The following is a 17,876-nucleotide window of genomic DNA, read 5'->3' as shown; positions in this document are numbered from 1 at the left end:
CCTAGGCCCGGGTCGCACGTCGGCGGATCAGCCCACGGGATGATCTGACGCGGACGGCGGCGGAGAGATCTCCTCCTCGAGGGGGAGGGCGGCGTCAGGAAGAGGGTGGCCTCGAGGGGAAGGGACCGGGCGGGCTCAGTCGCCGGGGTGGACCAGGCCGACCTCGTAGGCCAGGACCACCGCCTGGACGCGGTCGCGCAGGTGGAGCTTGGCCAGGCAGGACGACACGTGGGTCTTGACCGTCGCCTCGCCCACCACCAGTTCGTCGGCGATCTCGGCGTTGGACAGCCCCCGCGCGACCAGGCGCAGTACCTCGGTCTCGCGTGCGGTGAGCACGGCGAGCGCGGACGCGCGCGACCTTGGCGGCTCGGCATCCGGGGCGTCGTCGGTCGGGGGCGGGGCAGCCAGACGCTCGATGACCCGGCGCGTGACCTCGGGCGCGAGCAGGGCGTGGCCGTGGCCCACCGCACGGATACCGTCGACGAGGTCGTCGGGGTCGGAGTTCTTGAGCAGGAAGCCGCTCGCGCCGGCCCGCAGGGCGTCGAACAGGTAGTCGTCCCGGTCGAAGGTGGTGAGGATGAGGACCTTGGCCAGGTGCTCGCCGGTGATGATCTCCGTGGCGGCGATGCCGTCGGTTCCCGGCATCTGGACGTCCATCAGCACGACGTCCGGACGGAGGCGGCGGCACTTCTCGATCGCCGTCGCACCGTCCGCCGCGTCGCCGACGACGTCGATGTCCGGCTCGACGCCGAGCATCATCGAGAACCCGGAGCGCATGAGCGACTGATCGTCCACGACGAGCACACGGAGCACGCCGCCGCGGCCTTCCTCGTCGGTGTGGTCGCCGCCGGCGCGAGGTCGGTCGTTCGTCCCGGGCATGGTCATTCCCCGTCGCCGTTGCAGGTCCCGTTGCCGTCGGTGTCCGGCCGGTACGGCAGCCGCACGCGGACGCGGTAGCCGCCGGTCACCCGCGGGCCGATCTCGCACTCCCCGCCGTGCGAGCGGACCCGTTCCCGCATCCCGAGCAGGCCGAGACCGCTGCCCGAGGTCCCGGTGCGCGGCCGCCCGTCGTCGAGGACCTCGACTTCCGCGTACGGGGTGCGGTCAGGGCCCTCCCCGGTACGCAGCACGACACCGGCACGGTTGGCGGTGGAGTGGCGCCGGACGTTGGCCAGTGCCTCCTGGGCCGTCCGGTACAGGGACAGGCCGATGATGGGCGGGACCTCCTCGAGCGGATGCCCGGCGTCGGCGGCCACGGAGACGGTGGTGGAGAAGCCGGCCGTGTCGTGGGAGGCGGCCAACCGCGCGACGTCCGCGAGCCCGTGACCGGCGGACCGGGACGCCTCGCCCGTCGGCCGGGACGGCTCAGCCGTCGGCCGGGACGCGTCGCCCTCGGAGCGGGACCCCGGGTCGTCGGACCGGAGGGCGCCGAGGAGGGCCCGCATCTCCGCGACAGCCGAGCGCGAGGAGTCCTCGATCGTGCGCAGAGCGCCCGCGGCGGAGTCGGGATCACGGTCCATGACACGGCGCGCGGCGGCGGCCTGGACCCCGATCGCCGCGACGTGGTGGGCGATCACGTCGTGCAGCTCGCGGGCGATGCGTAGACGCTCCTCCACCACGGCCCGATCCCGCAGGGCCTCTGCCTGCTCCTCGATCGTCCGGGCCTGCTCCGCGAGGTCGTGCCGACGGCGGGCGCCGCGCCATGAGGCGATGCCGAGCGCGGTCGCCCCGCCGAAGTAGGCGATGTTGATCAGCACGGTGTACAGGAGATAGGCGGGGACCGGCGGGAGGAGGCCGCTCGAGCGGTCGACGTCGTCCACGGCGTCGAGTATCTGCTGCATCCCCGAACCCAGGGCGGTGTACCAGACCATCCACACCGCCAGGGCGGCGGTGATGCCCGCGGCGACGCCGATGAGGGCCCGCCGGTCGCGGGCCCAGGCGACCGCCGAGTACACCGCGACGAAGTACAGCACCTGCTGCGAGACCTGGCCCATCACCAGGGGCATGACGCTGCCGATCAGCAACAGGTGCGCAGTCGCGCCAAGACCGGTCGTGAGCGGGAAGCGGCGGCGGACCGCCAGCAGGGCCGCCACGCTCGCCATGGCGAGGTACTGAGCCCACACCGGCGCGCTCTCGTCGGCCAGGACGCCCATGCTCCGCAGGATCTCCACGCCGACCGCCGAGCACGCGAACACCACCAGGGCGAGGACCGCGTCGGCGCGGAGGTAGTGCTCCGGCAGGGGGCGGATCCATGCGTCCTCGGCGTCGAACAGGCGGTTCAGACGGTCCAGCACGAGAAGTGAGCCTATCGGGTGGCCGGGCGGCCCTGCTCGCCGTCCGGTTCGTCTCCCGGCTCGTCCAGCGGCTCGACCGGCAGCTCGACGACGAACCGCGCGCCGCCGCCGGGCGCGTCCTCCGCCCGCACCGAGCCGCCGTGGGTCCGCGTGATCTCGGAGACGATCGCCAGGCCCAGCCCCGACCCGCCCGTGCCCCTCGCGCGGTCCGCGTCCAGGCGGGCGAAGCGATCGAACACCGATTTCCGCTGGTCGGGGGGGACGCCCTCGCCGTCGTCGTCGACGATGATCACGGCGCGCGGGGCTCCGGTACCGGACCGGTCGACGGTGAGGCGCAGCGACACGCGCTCGCGTGCGTGTCGGCGGGCGTTGTCGACGAGGTTGCGCACGACGCGTTGGAGGGCGTCGGGGTCGCCCACCAGTCGCGCGGGCTCGACCGAGACCGCCACCTCGAGTCCTCCCGCGTCACCGGGGCCGGCGAGGCCGCGCAGGCGCGCGGCTTCCGACAGGACGACGTCGTCGAGGTCCACGTCGTCGCGCCGCAATGGCATTCCACGCTCGTCGCTCTTGGCGAGCAGGAGCAGGTCCTCGACCATCGCGCGCATCCGCTCCACCTCCGGCAGGAGCAGTTCGTTGACGGTCTCGACGTCCACCGGGGTGCCGGAGGTGGAGGCCAGCTCGAGCATGGTGGACAGCGTGGACAGTGGGCTTCGCAGCTCGTGGGAGGCGTCGCCGACGAAGGCCACCTGGGCCGTGCGGGCCGCGTCGAGGCGGGCGAGCATCTCGTTCATGGTGCGGGCCAGGCGCGCGATCTCGTCCTCGGCCTCCGGCACCGGCACCCGCTCGCCGCGGCCGGAGACGGAGATCTCGGCGACGCGGGTGCGGATCGACTCGACCGGCCGCAGCACCCGGCCCATGGCGTAGTAGACGAACCCGGCGGTCGCGAGCCCGGCGACGGGCACGAACGACAGGAAGAGCACCGCGCCGGCGGCCAGGACGGTGTCGTACCGGTCGCTGTCGGTGCCCACGTCCACGGCCAGCGTCACCCCGCGCATGTCCACGCCGACGGACGTGACCCGCAGGTCGGTGCCGTCGGGGGCGTCGACCTGGCGGCGGAGGATCTCGCCGGGAGCCGGGACGGGCAGGGCGGGGACGGTCTCGAGCCCGCGGGTGACCTGGCCGGCGAGGACGCGGCCGTCGGGGGCGACGATGCGCACCAGGTCCACGCCGGACAGCGGTTCGGAGACCAGTTCGAGGGAGGCCTGCGGGCCGCGGGCGGCCAGCCTGTTCGCCACGTCGACCGCGCGGTCGCGCGCCGCCGAGTCGATCGCGCCGTGCACCGCCGAGCGCAGCAACAGCCAGGCACCGCCCGCCGCAAGGGCCAGCACCAGCATGACGATCGCGGTGGCGATCACCGTCGTGGCGACCCGGATGGGCCAGCGGCGGGGGGTCGTCAGGGACTCGGGGGTCAGGGGCACGTCTCCATTGTGCGGTGCGCCGGGGGCCCGGACGGGCGGGAACGCGGGCCGGGGGCGCGACTAGAACACGTGTTAGCGTCGCCGGGTGAGAGAATCGCAGCACAACGGCCCCGAGCCCCGCCTCGGCCTGACGTTCAGTGAGAACCCGGACGGCACGGTGAGCTGGCACCAGCCGGTCTCGGACCAGTTCGTCGACCCGTCCGGCCGCTTCGCCACCGGCGGCCTGGCCGTGCTGGTGGACTCGGGGCTCGGCGCGGAGAACCACCGCCGCCGCCCCAGCGGGAAGTGGACCGTCACCACCGAGCTGCGCCTGGATCTGATCGGCGCGCCGCGGGAGGGCTCGACCGGCCTGGGGATCCGCGCGGACCACCTGGGGCACGACGGTCACTGCCTCACCACGCGCGGTGAGGTCGTCGACGACGACGGCGAGGTGATCGCCTCGGGACTGGTCAAGACCATGGAGTTCGCGGCGGGCGTGGACGCGGAGGGATATGACGACGAGCCGCCGTGGCCGTCCGCGCTCGAGCCGGGGACGCTGGCCGAGGTGCTGTGTCTGACGTTGAGCGAGCGGGGCGACGGGGACGGCGGCCGCGTGGTGGAGGGCGTCATCGCGCCGGAGCCGACGCTCGCCAACCCCCTGGGCAATCTGCACGGGGGCGTGTTCGCGGCGGCCGCGGAGGTCGTCGGCGCCGCGGTCTTCTCGCACGAGCGCGACGTCAGCTCCTCCTCGCTGGACGTGCGGTACGTGCGGCAGATCCCGCTGGTGCAGCCGGTGACGGTCCGCGCCGAGGTGCTGCACGACGGTCGGAGCTGGGGGATCTCGCAGGTCACGACGCGGGACGAGCGGGGCCGGGTGTGCGCGGTGGCGACGGTCACGGTCTATGGCCGCCGGTAAGTCGTTGTCACGTCACTCACGTAGTATGGACGGGTAAGAATCAGTCCGTACGACGAGAGGGGACGCATGAAGATCGGCATCATCCTGGGCAGCATCCGCGAGGAGCGGACCGGCAAGTCCGTGGCCGAGTGGGTCGCGCAGCAGGCCCGCGACCGGCAGGACGCGACCTATGAGCTCGTCGATCTCAAGTCCTTCGACATCCCCCTGCTGACCTCGGCCACCGTGCCGGGCGCGGCGAACAAGCAGTACGAGGACGAGCGGGTCCAGCGCTGGAGCTCGGCCATCGACTCCTACGACGCCTTCGTCTTTGTGACCCCCGAGTACAACCACAGCGTCCCCGGCGGTCTGAAGAACGCCTTCGACTCGCTCGGGAACGAGTGGGCCGACAAGCCCGTCGCGTTCGTCTCCTACGGTGCCGAGGGTGGTGTGCGCGCGGTCGAGCACTGGCGGCAGATAGTGGCCAACTTCCGCATGTTCGGCGTGCGTCAGCAGATCTCGCTGAGCCTGTTCACCGAGTTCGGCCCCGAGGGCGTCCGGCCCGCGGAGCGGCGCACCGAGGAGATCGCGACCCTGTTCGACCAGCTCGAGGAGGCCACGCGGCGATTCGCGCTGGTGGACGCGGGCGCCTGAGTGATCCCGCGCTGATGCAGACACCGCGGCCCGCCCCCTGAGAGATACGGGGGCGGGCCGCGGGCGTTCGCGTCGGGGAGCCGTCAGTTCACGGCGGCGAGCGCGGAGTCGTAGTCCGGCTCGGTGGTGATCTCGTCGACGAGCTGGGTGTGGACGACCTTGCCCTCGGCGTCGACCACGACGACCGAGCGGGCGCACAGTCCGGCCATCGGGCCGTCGGTCATCTTGACGCCGTAGTCGGAGGCGAAGTCGCTACGGAACGTCGACCCCGCGGTGGCGTTCTCGATGTCCTCGGCGGCGCAGAAGCGCTTGTGCGCGAACGGCAGGTCGGCCGAGATGTTGACGACCACGGTGTCGTCCAGGCCGCTGGCCTTCTCGTGGAAGGTGCGCACCGACTGCGCGCACACGCCGGTGTCCACGCTCGGGAAGATGTTGAGGATGAGCTTCTTGCCGGCCAGCGACTCGGAGGTGACCGGGCCGAGGTCGGTGCCGACCAGCTCGAACGCCGGAGCGGTGGAGCCGACGGCCGGGAGCTCGCCGGAGGTCGTGACGGGATTGCCCTTGAATGCGGTGGTTGCCATGTGTCCGTTCTACCGGACGCCCCCGGCCGACGGGTGGCCGGTCAGCGCGGCGTCGCGACGTGGACGGCGATCTCCTCGGGCACACCTTTGACCCCGCCCCACCGGAAACCGCGCTTGGGGCGCGTCGCGACCCGGGCCGGATCCAGTCCGGCGCGCGTGACCTCGCTGACGAGGATCTCCCCGGCGCCCGCCTTCTCCGCGAGCCGCGCGGCGATGTTCACGTCCATGCCCAGGTAGTCGCCGCCGATCCTGCGCGGCCGCCCGGTGTGCACGCCGACCCGCAGACGCGGACGCCACCCGGCCACCTCGACCCCGGCCACCCCGGCGAGGCACGCCCCCACCGCGTCGAGCGCGAGCTGAGGCGACGGGAAGGCCGCCATGAGGCCGTCACCGAGCCGCTTGACGACGGTCCCGCGGTGCTCCAGCACCTCGGGTTCGGTGGCCGCGGCGACCCGGCGCAGCAGGAGCAGCGACTCCTCGTCACCGACGCGCATCGCCCAGTCGGAGAACCCGACGATGTCGGTGAACACGATCGTCACCTTGGCGCCGACACCGGCGCGACCGGTGCGTTCGCGCAGGGAGTGCCACACCTGTAGTCCGCCGAGCGTCACCTCGCGACTCGCGGTGGGCTGCTCGTCGAACAGTCGCCAGGCCAGCCGCGCGATCGTGCCCTCGCAGCGGCGCGGGCCGCCGCCGCCCGCGTCCGCTCCCAGTAGAGGTTCGCCATGCGCCCGAGCCTAGGACGCCGCGGACGTGGCGGGCACCGACTCGCCCGTCTGGTCGACCGCGCGCCACAGGTACCAGGACGCCACCGACCGGTACGGGGCCCACAGCCGCGCCCGTTCGAGCATGAGGTCGGGGGAGGCCTTCTCGTCGAGGCCCAGCACCCGCTCGAAGCCGCGCCGGACCCCGACATCCGCCACGGGGAAGACGTCGGGTCTGTCCAACAGGAAGATCAACTGCATCTCCGCGGTCCACCGGCCGATCCCGCGGACGGTCGTCAGGGAGGCGATGACCTCGTCGTCGTCGTACTCCCTCAACGCGGCGAGGGACGGGACCCGACCGGTGCCCACCGCATCGGCGAGATCCCGCAGGGCGGCCACCTTGGGCCGCGAGATGCCGCACGCCCGCAGCTCCTCGTCCGACAGGGCGGCCACCCGGACGGGGTCGAGCTGACCGGCGCTCGTGGCGCGCTCACGAAGCCGCCCGGCGATCGTCGCGGCGGCCCTGACCGACAGCTGCTGGGAGAGGATCGACGAGGCCAGGCGGTCGAACAGCGTGTGCGGCCCCGCATCCGGGGTGGGGGTGAGCGTGCACGGTCCCACCACGGCGATGTGCGCACCGAGCTCCGGATCAGCATCGTGGAGGTACCGCGCGGCCGTTACTCTGTCGTATCCTTCCGGCATGCCGTGCAGGGTACGCGGCGACGTCGTGACCGCCTTGTGCTACGGGTAACGGCGGCCCCGTGATCCGCGATAACCATTCGGTCACGACACTGCTTGGGAGAGGAACATTCTCGTGCGTAGAACACACACGCGTCTCGCCGCGATCGCGGCCGCCGGCGCGCTGGCGCTCGGAGCCGGGGCCGGCACCGCATCCGCCGGATCGGCCGAGATGCCCACACCGGTCGCGCTGTACAGCGGGCTGACGTCGCTCGGCTGCCAGCAGGTCGACGCCTCGCTGCTGCCGCTGTGTGGCGACTTCGAGGTGCTCACCTCCGACGACCCGGCGATGCTCACCATCAACCCCTTCACGACCGACATCGTGATCCTGGGCGCCGGCCTCTTCCCCGACGGCGGCATCCGCCCCGTGCTCGAGGAGCGGCTGCGCACCGGCTACCGGCTGGCTCAGGAGTACCCGACGGCCCGCATCATCGTCACCGGTGGCGTGCCGCAGAACGGGCGCACCGAGGCGCGCGCGATGGGCGACTGGCTCCGCGGCGCCGGCATCTCGCCGCTGCGGATCACCGAGGAGGGCAACTCCAACTCCACGGTGCAGAACGCCCAGTTCACCGACCGGATCTTCCGCGACCGCGGCACCACCGGCGCGGTCGTGGTCACTACGGGCGACCACGTCAAGCGCGCGGTGCTCAACTTCCGTCAGGCCGTGGGCGGGCGCATCCCGATCACCGGCGTCGTCGCGCGGGGCTGACCGGCGGCGCCGCCCGGCCGGGCGCTAGTCGGAGTCGGACTCCGGCCACGCGCCGGTCCGCAGCAGCTCCAGGCTCGCCTGCTGGTCGACGATCGGCTGGCGCATCTGGTCCGCGCAGAAGTCGAGTAGCGCCTCGGACAGCTCCGAGTTGTCCGACGAGATCGCGCCACGGGCGATCGCGACGTGCAGGTTCTCGGCGAACCCGTCGATCGCGGTCTGCGCCACGCAGCTGTGCGTCGACACCCCGCACACCAGCAGGTGGTCCACGCCCAGGTGCGCGAGCCGCGCATTGAGGTCGGTGCGGAAGAAGGCGCTGTCGCGGGTCTTCACCACCTCGATGTGGTTCCCGGTGACCAGCTCGTCGAGGAACTGCGCCTGCTCGGTGCCGGGGTAGGCGAAGCCCTGGCCGTCCTCGCACATGTTGAGGGTCCACGTGGACCCGTCCCGGGCGTGCTCGGTGCGCACCAGCACCACCGGGCGGCCGGACTCGTGCGCGGCCTCGATGAGCTCGTTGACCGAGGCCACCAGCTCGTCGCGCACGGAGGCGAGGTCGGGGAACTCGAAGTACGAGTTCTGCATGTCGATCACCACGAGCGCGGTCTGCTCGCCCGGACGCCACCAGGTATCGGACACCTCCACCGGGGTGGTGCGCTTGTGGCGGTTGCGCTGCCACACCGACTCGATGGTCTCGGCGACCTGCTCGGGCACGTCGCGGCCCTCGAGGTAGTCGTCGATGTCGTCGTACCGCAGGCCCAGCTCGTCCTCGTCGGTCCGCCCCTCGTTCTCGTCGAGGAGGTCGGCGGTGGGCACCTTGTTCCACAGCTGTTCGGGCGCACCGAGGTGTCGCAGCAGCGCGCGCCCCTGCCGCTTGTTCAGGCCCGACAGCGGGAGGACGTCGGCGGCGCCGTCGCCGAACTTGGTGAAGAAGCCCGTGACGTTCTCGGCGGCGTGGTCGGCGCCGATCACGAGCAGCCCGCGGTCCCCGGCGAGGGCGTACTGGGCGACCATGCGGTGGCGGGCCTTGGCGTTGCCCTTGGTGAAGTCCGTCAGCTCTGCGCCGGTGGCCCGGGCGATCTCGCCGTTGAGCGCATCGACGCCGGGCGCCACGTTGACGGTGACGGCCTCGTCTGCGTCGACGAACTCCACGGCCGCGACGGCGTCGGCCTCGTCGTGCTGCACGCGGTAGGGCAGGCGCATCCCGACGAACACCGCGTCCCCGCCCTCCGCGCGGATCCGCTCCACCGCGAGCTGGGCCAGACGACCGGCCAGTGTCGAGTCCACCCCGCCGGACAGTCCCAGCACGTACCCTTTGGCGCCGCTCGCCCGCAGGTAGTCCACGAGGAACCGCACCCGACGGTCGACCTCGGCGGCCGGGTCGATCTCGGGCTTCACCCCGAGGTGGTCGATGATCGTCCTCTGAAGTTCACGCATGGCCCCATTGTGTGGATGCGCCGCGGCGGCGCGCCACCGGAGGCCGGACGAGCCTTGCCCGTCGATGAGCGTGGATGGATAGTGGCTCGGTGAACGCTACCCGGACCCCGAGGCCGTGAAGGGAGCACTATGGAAACGCAGGATTCGGTAGGCGACTTCTTCCGAGGTGTGGAAACGCCGGGCATGATCGACTGGACGGCCATGCCGACGTACAACACGGTGATGGCCGTCGCGGTCGGCGCGGCCCTGCTGGGGCTGGTGCTGTTCTTCCGGGCGGTCCGCGCGGACGCCGCGGACGTCAGCGTCACCGGCTGGGCCCTGAACTTCGGCGTCCTGGGCCTGATCCTCACGACCACCGGCCTGCATATGTCGTTGACCTGGCCGCTCGCCGCCGGTGGGTTCGCATTCGACAACATCATCTTCGGCGAGCCGAGTCTCGAACTGGGCGTACTCCTGCTGGCCGCGGCGGTGTACCTGTGGTCTAAGCGCGTGGTCGGTGTGACCGCGCGCGAGGTGGCGGGCGACTCGCGGCCGCTGACGATCTTCGTCGTGGGTCTCGGGCTGGCTATGCTCGCCATCGCCCTCGCCGGTGTCGTCTACCAGCTCTTCGCGGCACCGCCGCAGGAGCCCGTTGCCGGCTTCTTCGCCCAATGGCCGATGGTCGAGGCGATCTTCATCTCCTCCCTCTATGCCGTGATCGGTGTCGGCGCGCTGCTCACACCGTTCGCCTCCGGGCGGATCGCCCGTGGGCTCGACGGCGGTGTGGCCGCGGGCATCATCGGGTGGTGCTGGGCGGTCTCCGGGGTCATCTGGTTGCTCTTCGGGGCCCTGAACTTCTATTCCCACATCGGGTTGGTGGTCAACACGATGTGAGACGTCAGCAGGATGTGAGACCCGGACGAGCCGTTCGGGTCAGTGGGCGGACCGACCGATGAAGCGCCCCACCAGCCGCGGCCAGTCGGCCACTTCTTCCGGGGAGCGGGCGACCTCGAGCCGGGCGTCCGGCAGCAGCTCCAGCAGGTGCTCGGCCACCTCGAGCGGGTGGGAGGCGTCCTGCGGCCACGCCAGCAGCAGCACCGGCATCCGCAGCCGCCCGATCTGCTCCTCCGGCGGCAGGTCGGTCGCCGCCGCGCCCCGGAACGCCGCGGGCAGCCACTCGTCGCGCACGTCTGGGGCGGTGTGTGGCCGGTCCGGGTCGATCGCCGGCGAGGTCGGCAGCGTCCTCGTCAGCTCAGACCACCGCGCGCCGCCCCACCGGGCCACCTGCCGCGCGGCGAGGTCGTACAGGCGGGACTGCTCACGCCGCCACCCCCACACCGTCGGCGGGATGCCCAGCGTGAGAGAGGCGAACCGGTCCGGCTCGGCGGCCGCGGCGGTGAGGAGCGTGGCCGAGCCCATCGACTGCCCCACCCCGTGCACGCGCCGGCCCGGGAACTCCTCGTCGAGCAGCGCCAGCAGGTCGCGGGCCAGCGCGGGCCACGTGTAGTCGTCGGGATCTGTGGTGCCGGGCGACTCGCCGTGTCCGCGGGCGTCGTAGCGGACCACCTGCAGACCGTCGCGGCCCGCCGTGAGATCGAGCCCGAACACCTCGTCGCGGCGCCGGCTCGAGCTGAGCCCGTGCAGTTGCACCACCGGAAGGCCGGTGCCCCTGCGGTCCCGGGCCAGCGCGTGTCCGTCCCCGCCGGGCGGGGTGTCCGCCCGTCTCGTCGTCGTCACACTTCGCGCCTTTCCCCGTAACACGGCGGCCCTACCGTGCGGGCCATGAGGCTCACCACGGTAACCCGGATGGAGCTGCCGGACGGCGTCGTCCACCGGTATGTGACGAAGATCAGTCCAGCTCAGGACGCCGATCTGCCGCCGTCGTTCGACCAGGCGCGGCACGCCTCGCTCGGGCCGCGCGCGGGGTCGTGGATGGCGCTGGCGTTCACCCTGCCGCCGGCGGCCGACCGCGACCTGGTGGCCCGCGCGTGGCTGGGGGTCATCGAGCGGCACGGGACCCTGCGCACGGTGCTCGAGGGCGGGGGTCGCCGCGGCCGGGACGGGGCCGGGCGCGGCGTGGGTCACGGGGGAGGTGACGACGACGAGGTCGACGACGAGCTCCGCCTGCGGCCGGTGACCGTGCAGCCGCTCGGCTGGCGGGTCCCGCGGACGGGGCCGGGTGAGGACCCGAGGGCGGTGGTCCGGCGGGTCTTCGACGAGGCGTGCAGTCCGTTCGCCCGGCCGGCGCACGCGCTGTGCCTGGTGCAGCCAACCGATCCGCGGGAGCGGCCGGTGGTGGTGATCGGGTTCGACCACAGCCACGTCGACGCGTGGTCGCTGCTGGTGGTGATGCGCGACCTCTGCTCCGGCCTGGACGACCTGGCCCGCGGCCGCGAGCCCGCCGCGCGCCTGCCGCCGGCGGCGCCGTTCGCCGAGCACACCGCCGAGCTGGCGGCCCGGCCACCGGCGCCGGCCCGGGTGCACGAGAAGTGGGCGGGGATCATGGACCGCGGCGCGGGCGGGATGCCGGTCTTCCCCTTGAACCTGGGCGACATCTCGGCGCCCCGCGAGCAGGTGGTCGAGGTGCGCGACGTGCTCGACCCGGACGGGGTGGCCGCGCTGGAGGCGGCGGCCGCGGCGGGCGGGGTGCGGATGATCGCGCTGGCCGTGGCCGAGATGACCGAGGTGCTGCGCCGCCGCGCCGGGGTGGGGCTGCGGGCGGTGCTGCCGGTGCACTCGCGCCACGACCCCGATCGGCCGCACCGCTGGGACGACTCGGTGGGCTGGTTCATCACCAACTCGGTCATCGAGTGCGACGACCCCGACCCGGCGGCCTGCGCGGCGGCGGTGCGGGAGGCCATCGAGCTGGGCTCGCACGCGCTCGCCCCGATCCTCGCCCCTTACGGCGGGATGCCGCACACGCCGGGCATGTTCGCGGTCTCGTGGCTCGACCACCGGCGCCTGCCGATCGACGTGGACCTGGACCTGCGCCCGCAGCACGTGTCGGCGGTGATCCGCACCGACGGGGTGATGGTGTGGTTCGTGGTCAACGGCTCGGGACTGCACGTGCGCTGCCGCTACCCGGACACGCCCGCCGCGCGGGCCTCGGTGGGCGGGTGGCTCGACGAGTTGTGCGCCGGGTTGGTGCGCCGCGCCCTCGGAGCCCTCAGCCCGGCGGGGGCCGGTGCCCCGGGGGCCCCTGGTGACCCGGGGATCGGTGACCCGGACGCGCTGTCGGGGGCGCCGCCGGGTCCGGGCCGAGGTCGGCCTGCATCCAGGTCACGTCCAGCCACCGCCCGTGCTTGAACCCGATCCGCTCCAGCCGCCCCGCCTCCCGGAACCCCAGCGCCCGGTGCATCCCGACGCTGGGTTCGTTGGGCAGGGTGATGATCGCGAGCATCCGCCGGAAGCCCAGCCCCTCGAGCCGGGTGAACAATTCGCGGTAGAGCGCCCGGCCCAGCCCGTTGCCGCGGGCGTCGGGGTCCACGTAGACGCTCACCTCGCAGGACCAGGCGTACGCGGCGCGCTCCTTGACCGGCCCGGCGTAGGCGTAACCGGCGATGCGCCCGTCGAGCTCGGCGACCAGCCAGTCGTAGCGGTCGAGCGCCCGCGAGATCCGCGCGGCGAACTCGTCGACGGTCGGCACCTCGTCCTCGAACGTCACGGTCGTCTCGCGCACGTACGGCGCGTAGACGTCCCGGCATCCGGCGGCGTCGCCGATCGTGGCCGGACGGATCACCGGCCCGTTCTCCGACCTGCTCGCACTTCCCGTTGACCTGCTCATACCTCCGGCCCTCCCGGGTTGCATCCCTCGGCCAGCATCCGCTCCGGCGAGACGACCGGCCGCCACGGCTCGACGTTCCACGTGGGCTTGTCTGGCTCGAGCAGACGCGCCCACGTCCAGTGGCAGTCGAACTGCTCCCACATGCCCGGGGTGTCCGCGTCGGGGGCGAGCCGCAGCACCTCCTGCCAGGCGGCCTCGGCGTCGCCCTCGGCCCACGCGCGGCGCCCCGAGTCGGTCGGTGCGACCTCGAGGGTGGCGCCGTAGTCGGAGTCCGCCCAGGTCGCGGCGGCGATGAACGGCGGTGCGGGCGGGGTCGGCGGCGACCGCCGGGCGGACGAGGTGGGTCCTGGGGCCGACGGCGAGGTGGCCGGCGACGACGTGCCCGGAGTCGGCGACGACGAGGAGTTTCCTGGCGAGGTCGGCGTCGCGTCGGTCGCGGTCGCCGGCCCGGCGGGATCGTCGGGGTCGGCCGCACACCCGCCGGTGAGAGCGATCGCCAGGAGCGCCGCGAAGGCGGTGGCTCGGAGGGGCGGTCGGTGGCGCATCGCACGCAGTCTGCCACGAGGGAGGGGTTGCGCCCGAGTGTGACGGCAGAGGATCCTGGGGACAGAGGGAGCCCGGCGACGGCGGAGAGCCCGCACGCCGCCCTCTGCAAGAGAAGGAGCGTGACAGATGCCCCCGTTCGACCTCTCCCAGCTCCAGGCCATGTGGGATGGAATCTTCCCCGCGATCTTCGGGCCCCTGGCAGCCGTGGTCGACACCATCGGTGCGTCGGTCCAGGGCCCCTGATCTCCTGACGGCACGGCCCTCGGCCCGGGGCGGTTCAGCCCAGGGCGACTCAGCCCAGGGCGAGGATCTTGCGCAGCGTCCTGATGTTGCGCATGGTCAGATGCCGCCCGTGTGACCTCCCGCTGGTCACCTTGGCGGCGGGCGAGCTCAGCGTGAGCCCTCTGGCCACCCGCCAGTAGACGCACACCGATCCGGCCGCGACCTCCTCGGTGCCCTCGGCGGCCATCGCAGCGCGCATCGCCCCGGCGACGGCCACGGTGACGTCCGGGTCGTCGCAGAAGATCAGGTAGTCGTGATGGTCGTCGAGGGTGGCGAACGGGTACGCCGCGACCGCGTCCTCGACGGCGCCGCGCGTGAGGACCTGGACCACCGCGTCGTAGCCGAAGCGGTCGGCGTAGGCCGCCTCCAGCGCCGCACGTAGCTCTGCCTCGGGGCGAGGGTCGGTGACGACCACGTTGCCGGTGGCCAGCACCGTCTTCACGTCCGCGCAGCCGGCGGCTTCGGTGCACTCCCGCAGGTCCGCCATGGCGATCCGCGCGGCCTTTCCCACGTTGATCCCCCGCAGGAGGGCGATCTTGCGATCGGTGGCGGCGTTCATGGATCGATCGTCCCACCGTATTCGCGCGTGAGGGTAACTTCTCGGCCATGGCAGTGTCAGTGCAGTCCGTGACGACCATCGAGGCCGGGATCCCCGAGATCATGGCCGTCCTGGCCGACGTGGAGTCCCTCGTCGACTGGTCGGAGGCGCACCGCGCCGTGGAGGTCCGCGAGGCCGACGACGAGGGCTGGCCCATCGTGGTGTGGGAGAAGATCTCCCAGTACGGCATGACCGAGGAGATGGTCGTCCGCTACGAGTGGTACGACGGCGAGGTGAGCTGGACCCTCGAATCCGGGACCAACCAGAAGATGCAGAACGCGCGGTACTCACTCACCGACAACGGCGACGGGACCACCCGGGTCGTGTTCGACCTCGAGGTGGAGCTCAAGGCCAAGCTGCCGGGCATGGTCGTCAAGAAGGCCCAGAAGCACATCGCCGACGTGGCCACGGCCGGCCTGCGCGAGGAGGTCCTGCGCCGCTACGGCTGACCCGCACCCGGGTGCAGCAGGCCGAGAGCCGCGCGCACCCCGGCCGCGGGCAGCTGGCCCGGCGCCGAGGCCTCGCCCACGGTGGCGAACGTCGCGGCCGAGCCGAACGCACCGCCGCCGATCCGCGTGACCGCGCCCGGCGCCCCCATCGACATCGTGATCAGCGGGATCTCCGCCTCGCGATAGCGACGCTCGGTGGCGGCCAGCAGCGTCACCACGTCGGCCGCCGAGCGCGGCATCACGGCGATCTTGGCCACGTCCGCGCCCGCCTCCTCCATGGCGGCCAGGCGCGCGACGATCTCCTCGACAGGCGGGGTCGCGTCGAAGTCGTGGTTGGACGCCACCACGGCGACACCGTGGTCGTGCGCGGCGGCGATCGCCCGCGCCGCGAGTGGGTGCCGGTACTCCACGTCGACGGCCGCGGCGAGGCCGCTCGCCGCGAGCGTGTCGACGAGCCGCACGTAGAGCTCGTCGGACAGGGGCGCGCCGCCGCCCTCGGCGGTGGTGCGGAACGTCGCGAGGATCGGGGTGTCCGGCAGCGCGGCGGCCAGGGCGCCGAGGGCGGCCACCACCGGGACGGGATCGAACCCGCTCCCGGCGGCGTCGCGACCTCCCGCGGCGTCCGCCCCGACGGTGGCGGTGAACGGCTCGTAGAGGTCCACCCGCCACTCGATCAGGTCGAACGGCCGGGCGGCGCCCGCGGGGTCTTGGTCGTCCTCCGCCTCGTACGCCCGGATGTCCGCCACGCCGTCCTCGCCGGCTCCGGCGTCAACGCCGACTCCGGCTCCGACTCCGACGGCCCCGGCGCGGGCGCGCGCGAGTGCCTCGGCCTGTCGGCCGAGCTCGGAGCGGTCGCGCGCGGTGACCGGCACGATGATCGACGGCGAGTTCGCGTCCAGGTGCAGCGGAGTGCGGGGCATCCCTAGACCCTACGACGACCCGCGGGTAGCCTCGGCTGTCAGTCGCACACCTCGCACGGGCAGGGCCGACGCGCGGGGATCAGCTCGAGCGCGGAGAGGCCGCCGGTCCCGGCGGTGCGGTAGTAGCGCGCGGCCAGCACCAGCGTGCGCGACGGGCGCCGCACCGGCACGAGTTCCCAGGTCGGCCCGCCGGAGCCCTCGCACAGCAGGTGCCCGGCGTCGAAGACCTCCCCGGACAGGACGGTGTCACCCCACCGGGAGAGCAGTCCGGCGGTCTCCCGGGCGCTCAGCCCGCGGACCATCAGTTCCGGGTGCCCGACGCCTGTCAACCCGATCGTGTAGCCGAACCTCTGGTCCGGTGGTAGTGGTGCGGCCGTGCACTCCCCGCAGTCACACCCCTCGCCGATGTGGATGACGTGCATCCCGTGACGGTCGATGGCCGAGGCGATCCCGAGCATGGTCGGATCGATCGTCGCGGCGAGGCCGGAGCGGGAGGTGAGCGGGATGGCGGTGCGGGACATGGCTTCTCCTGATGGTGAGTCGTCCGGACTGTGGGTCCGATATCGAACAGGTGCTCGATACGGTGCAGACGGTAGATCGCGCCTACGACACGAACGGGTGACGATGAGGCCCGTGGCCGGCACGCGCCCGGTGCACACTGGTCACGACCGCGCGGGGATCGCGCGAAGACTGGGCAGGAGGGGGCATCGATGAGAGTGGCGTTGGCACTGGGATCCGGCGGGGCACGCGGGTACACGCACATCGGGGTGATCCGCGAGCTCGAGGCACGTGGGCACGAGGTCGTCGGCGTCTCCGGCGCGTCGATGGGCGCGATCGTGGGCGCGCTCTACGCGGCCGGGAAGCTCGACGACTTCGAGGACTGGGTGTGCGGGCTGACGCAGCGTGACGTCCTGCGGCTGCTCGACGTGTCCTTCGCCGGCGGCGGGGCCATCCGGGCCAACAAGATCATGGGCGTGATCGGCGCGATGCTCGGCGACGTCCGCATCGAGGACCTGGCCATCCCGTTCACCGCCGTCGCCACCGACCTTCGGGCCCGGCGCGAGGTGTGGTTCACCCGCGGGCCAGCCGACGTCGCCGTCCGGGCGTCGTTCGCCATCCCCAGCGTGATCACCCCGGCGCTCGTGGGCGGGCGGCTCATCATCGACGGCGGCGTCACCAACCCGGTCCCGCTGGAACCGCTCGCGCCGGTGAGCAGCGACCTGTTGCTGGCCGTGTCACTGACGGGCCGCCGGACCGGGATCCGGGGGTCGACGTTCGAGGAGAGCTCGGACCCCGATGAGGCGACGCCCGACGCGGAGCCGCGGATCGCCCGCAGGGGCCCCGGCGGCGGGGCGAGGCCGGCGGGACGGCTGACCGGCCGGATCCGCACCGCGGCGGCGGACGTCCGCGACGCCGACCTGATCCGGCTCATCGCCGCCCGTTTCGGTCAGGACCCCGAACCCGATCCGGACGTCGCCGCCGTCGACGGGGTGGACGCCGGTGCGACCGTCACCGCTTCCGACGGCTCGGTCGGTGCGAAGACGCCGCGGCAGCTCTCCCACGAGGTCGAGGAGGCCGTGGAGCACGGCGAGGAGGAGGTGGCCGACGGCGACGAGGAGTCGCTTCCCGCTTCGCTGCGCATCTTCGACGTGGTCACGCAATCCATCGAGGCGATGGAGAGCATCGTGACGGCCTACCGCCTCGCGGGCAACCGCCCGGACGTGCTGGTCGAGGTGCCCTCCGACGCGTGCTCGACCTTCGACTTCCACCGGGCAGACGAGCTCATCGCTCTCGGGCGACGGTTGACCGCGGAGGAACTCGACCGGGCCGGCGTCTGAGACAGGGCCGGGTCTCCCGC

The 17,876-nt window shown here is 72.8% G+C and carries 19 protein-coding genes and 1 pseudogene; 6 read left to right on the top strand and 14 right to left on the bottom strand.

What is annotated here, in order from left to right; translation table 11 throughout:
- Nucleotides 1–135 precede the first annotated feature (135 nt).
- From DCI01S_RS07155 to DCI01S_RS07145, 3 genes are read right to left on the bottom strand one after another with little or no spacing between them, the layout of a single operon-like run.
- Nucleotides 136–885: a response regulator gene (locus DCI01S_RS07155; protein ID WP_061228574.1), complete on the bottom strand. Its 750-nt coding sequence runs from the start codon at nt 883–885 to the stop codon at nt 136–138.
- Entirely contained in the window at nt 882–2,294 is a 1,413-nt protein-coding gene (locus DCI01S_RS07150) for a sensor histidine kinase (RefSeq protein WP_061228573.1), read from the bottom strand. The genes DCI01S_RS07155 and DCI01S_RS07150 overlap by 4 nt, the downstream gene beginning before the upstream one ends.
- Nucleotides 2,295–2,305: 11 nt before the next feature.
- Nucleotides 2,306–3,772: a sensor histidine kinase gene (locus tag DCI01S_RS07145; protein WP_061228572.1), complete on the bottom strand. Its 1,467-nt coding sequence runs from the start codon at nt 3,770–3,772 to the stop codon at nt 2,306–2,308.
- 85 nt (nt 3,773–3,857) lie between these two features.
- Between DCI01S_RS07145 and DCI01S_RS07140 the strand changes: the two genes are divergently transcribed.
- Together DCI01S_RS07140 and DCI01S_RS07135 are read left to right on the top strand one after the other, a co-directional pair.
- Complete coding sequence (locus DCI01S_RS07140; RefSeq protein WP_061228571.1) at nt 3,858–4,667, top strand: hotdog fold thioesterase; 810 nt, start codon at nt 3,858–3,860, stop codon at nt 4,665–4,667.
- A 66-nt stretch (nt 4,668–4,733) separates the two neighbouring features.
- Nucleotides 4,734–5,297, top strand: coding sequence for an NADPH-dependent FMN reductase (locus tag DCI01S_RS07135; RefSeq protein ID WP_061228570.1), 564 nt, complete (start codon nt 4,734–4,736; stop codon nt 5,295–5,297).
- Between the two features lie 83 nt (nt 5,298–5,380).
- Here the strand turns inward: DCI01S_RS07135 and tpx are convergent, their stop codons facing one another.
- From tpx to DCI01S_RS07120, 3 genes are all read right to left on the bottom strand, one after another.
- Complete coding sequence (gene tpx / locus DCI01S_RS07130; protein WP_007631493.1) at nt 5,381–5,878, bottom strand: thiol peroxidase; 498 nt, start codon at nt 5,876–5,878, stop codon at nt 5,381–5,383.
- Nucleotides 5,879–5,919: 41 nt separating this feature from the next.
- Complete coding sequence (locus DCI01S_RS07125) at nt 5,920–6,489, bottom strand: adenylate/guanylate cyclase domain-containing protein (RefSeq protein WP_232303030.1); 570 nt, start codon at nt 6,487–6,489, stop codon at nt 5,920–5,922.
- A gap of 126 nt (nt 6,490–6,615) precedes the next feature.
- On the bottom strand, nt 6,616–7,284 hold the full coding sequence (locus tag DCI01S_RS07120; RefSeq protein ID WP_061228569.1) for a DNA-3-methyladenine glycosylase family protein: 669 nt from the start codon (nt 7,282–7,284) through the stop codon (nt 6,616–6,618).
- 112 nt (nt 7,285–7,396) lie between these two features.
- Here DCI01S_RS07120 and DCI01S_RS07115 point away from each other — a divergent pair, with 112 nt between their 5' ends.
- Nucleotides 7,397–8,029, top strand: coding sequence for a YdcF family protein (locus DCI01S_RS07115; RefSeq protein WP_061228568.1), 633 nt, complete (start codon nt 7,397–7,399; stop codon nt 8,027–8,029).
- A 24-nt stretch (nt 8,030–8,053) separates the two neighbouring features.
- Here DCI01S_RS07115 and DCI01S_RS18150 read toward each other — a convergent pair whose 3' ends face one another.
- Entirely contained in the window at nt 8,054–8,617 is a 564-nt protein-coding gene (locus DCI01S_RS18150; RefSeq protein ID WP_256386777.1) for a cysteine hydrolase family protein, read from the bottom strand.
- A 24-nt stretch (nt 8,618–8,641) separates the two neighbouring features.
- A pseudogene (gene nadE, locus DCI01S_RS18145) lies at nt 8,642–9,460 on the bottom strand (NAD(+) synthase); the annotation flags it as partial.
- A gap of 183 nt (nt 9,461–9,643) precedes the next feature.
- Between nadE and DCI01S_RS07105 the strand changes: the two are divergent.
- The gene (locus tag DCI01S_RS07105) at nt 9,644–10,333 is read left to right on the top strand and encodes a DUF981 family protein (RefSeq protein WP_244881672.1); all 690 of its coding nucleotides are present in this window, start codon (nt 9,644–9,646) and stop codon (nt 10,331–10,333) included.
- Between the two features lie 39 nt (nt 10,334–10,372).
- Here DCI01S_RS07105 and DCI01S_RS07100 read toward each other — a convergent pair whose 3' ends face one another.
- The 4 genes from DCI01S_RS07100 to DCI01S_RS07080 all read right to left on the bottom strand — a co-directional run bounded on the left by DCI01S_RS07100 (nt 10,373) and on the right by DCI01S_RS07080 (nt 14,610).
- Nucleotides 10,373–11,176: an alpha/beta fold hydrolase gene (locus DCI01S_RS07100; RefSeq protein WP_061228565.1), complete on the bottom strand. Its 804-nt coding sequence runs from the start codon at nt 11,174–11,176 to the stop codon at nt 10,373–10,375.
- 1,429 nt (nt 11,177–12,605) lie between these two features.
- A complete protein-coding gene (locus tag DCI01S_RS07090) occupies nt 12,606–13,223 on the bottom strand; it encodes a GNAT family N-acetyltransferase (RefSeq protein WP_061228564.1) in 618 nt (205 codons plus the stop codon).
- A complete protein-coding gene (locus tag DCI01S_RS07085) occupies nt 13,220–13,768 on the bottom strand; it encodes a DUF2599 domain-containing protein (protein ID WP_061228563.1) in 549 nt (182 codons plus the stop codon). The genes DCI01S_RS07090 and DCI01S_RS07085 overlap by 4 nt, the downstream gene beginning before the upstream one ends.
- Nucleotides 13,769–14,061: 293 nt before the next feature.
- Complete coding sequence (locus DCI01S_RS07080; RefSeq protein ID WP_061228562.1) at nt 14,062–14,610, bottom strand: DUF1697 domain-containing protein; 549 nt, start codon at nt 14,608–14,610, stop codon at nt 14,062–14,064.
- Between the two features lie 47 nt (nt 14,611–14,657).
- Between DCI01S_RS07080 and DCI01S_RS07075 the strand changes: the two genes are divergently transcribed.
- On the top strand, nt 14,658–15,098 hold the full coding sequence (locus DCI01S_RS07075; protein WP_061228561.1) for an SRPBCC family protein: 441 nt from the start codon (nt 14,658–14,660) through the stop codon (nt 15,096–15,098).
- Here DCI01S_RS07075 and aroD read toward each other — a convergent pair.
- Nucleotides 15,089–16,018, bottom strand: coding sequence for a type I 3-dehydroquinate dehydratase (gene aroD, locus DCI01S_RS07070; RefSeq protein WP_061228560.1), 930 nt, complete (start codon nt 16,016–16,018; stop codon nt 15,089–15,091). The two genes, DCI01S_RS07075 and aroD, sit on opposite strands and share 10 nt — an antisense overlap.
- A gap of 38 nt (nt 16,019–16,056) precedes the next feature.
- On the bottom strand, nt 16,057–16,539 hold the full coding sequence (locus DCI01S_RS07065) for a DUF4262 domain-containing protein (protein ID WP_061228559.1): 483 nt from the start codon (nt 16,537–16,539) through the stop codon (nt 16,057–16,059).
- Between the two features lie 189 nt (nt 16,540–16,728).
- Between DCI01S_RS07065 and DCI01S_RS07060 the strand changes: the two genes are divergently transcribed.
- Nucleotides 16,729–17,856, top strand: a complete 1,128-nt coding sequence (locus DCI01S_RS07060) for a patatin-like phospholipase family protein (protein ID WP_061228558.1) — start codon at nt 16,729–16,731, stop codon at nt 17,854–17,856.
- The last annotated feature ends 20 nt before the right edge of the window (nt 17,857–17,876 follow it).

The organism is Dietzia cinnamea NBRC 102147 (genome assembly GCF_001571065.1).
Lineage (GTDB): Bacteria > Actinomycetota > Actinomycetes > Mycobacteriales > Mycobacteriaceae > Dietzia > Dietzia cinnamea.
This window is presented reverse-complemented; position numbering and strand designations above follow the sequence as displayed.

Excerpts from the sequence above, each read along its gene's own strand:
- DCI01S_RS07155 (WP_061228574.1), bottom strand. The coding sequence starts at position 885 with ATGACCATGCCCGGGACGAACGACCGACCTCGCGCCGGCGGCGACCAC.
- DCI01S_RS07135 (WP_061228570.1), top strand. The coding sequence starts at position 4,734 with ATGAAGATCGGCATCATCCTGGGCAGCATCCGCGAGGAGCGGACCGGC.
- tpx (WP_007631493.1), bottom strand. The coding sequence starts at position 5,878 with ATGGCAACCACCGCATTCAAGGGCAATCCCGTCACGACCTCCGGCGAG.
- DCI01S_RS07120 (WP_061228569.1), bottom strand. The coding sequence starts at position 7,284 with ATGCCGGAAGGATACGACAGAGTAACGGCCGCGCGGTACCTCCACGAT.
- DCI01S_RS07105 (WP_244881672.1), top strand. The coding sequence starts at position 9,644 with ATGATCGACTGGACGGCCATGCCGACGTACAACACGGTGATGGCCGTC.
- DCI01S_RS07090 (WP_061228564.1), bottom strand. The coding sequence starts at position 13,223 with ATGAGCAGGTCAACGGGAAGTGCGAGCAGGTCGGAGAACGGGCCGGTG.
- DCI01S_RS07085 (WP_061228563.1), bottom strand. The coding sequence starts at position 13,768 with ATGCGCCACCGACCGCCCCTCCGAGCCACCGCCTTCGCGGCGCTCCTG.
- DCI01S_RS07080 (WP_061228562.1), bottom strand. The coding sequence starts at position 14,610 with ATGAACGCCGCCACCGATCGCAAGATCGCCCTCCTGCGGGGGATCAAC.
- DCI01S_RS07075 (WP_061228561.1), top strand. The coding sequence starts at position 14,658 with ATGGCAGTGTCAGTGCAGTCCGTGACGACCATCGAGGCCGGGATCCCC.
- aroD (WP_061228560.1), bottom strand. The coding sequence starts at position 16,018 with ATGCCCCGCACTCCGCTGCACCTGGACGCGAACTCGCCGTCGATCATC.
- DCI01S_RS07065 (WP_061228559.1), bottom strand. The coding sequence starts at position 16,539 with ATGTCCCGCACCGCCATCCCGCTCACCTCCCGCTCCGGCCTCGCCGCG.
- DCI01S_RS07060 (WP_061228558.1), top strand. The coding sequence starts at position 16,729 with ATGAGAGTGGCGTTGGCACTGGGATCCGGCGGGGCACGCGGGTACACG.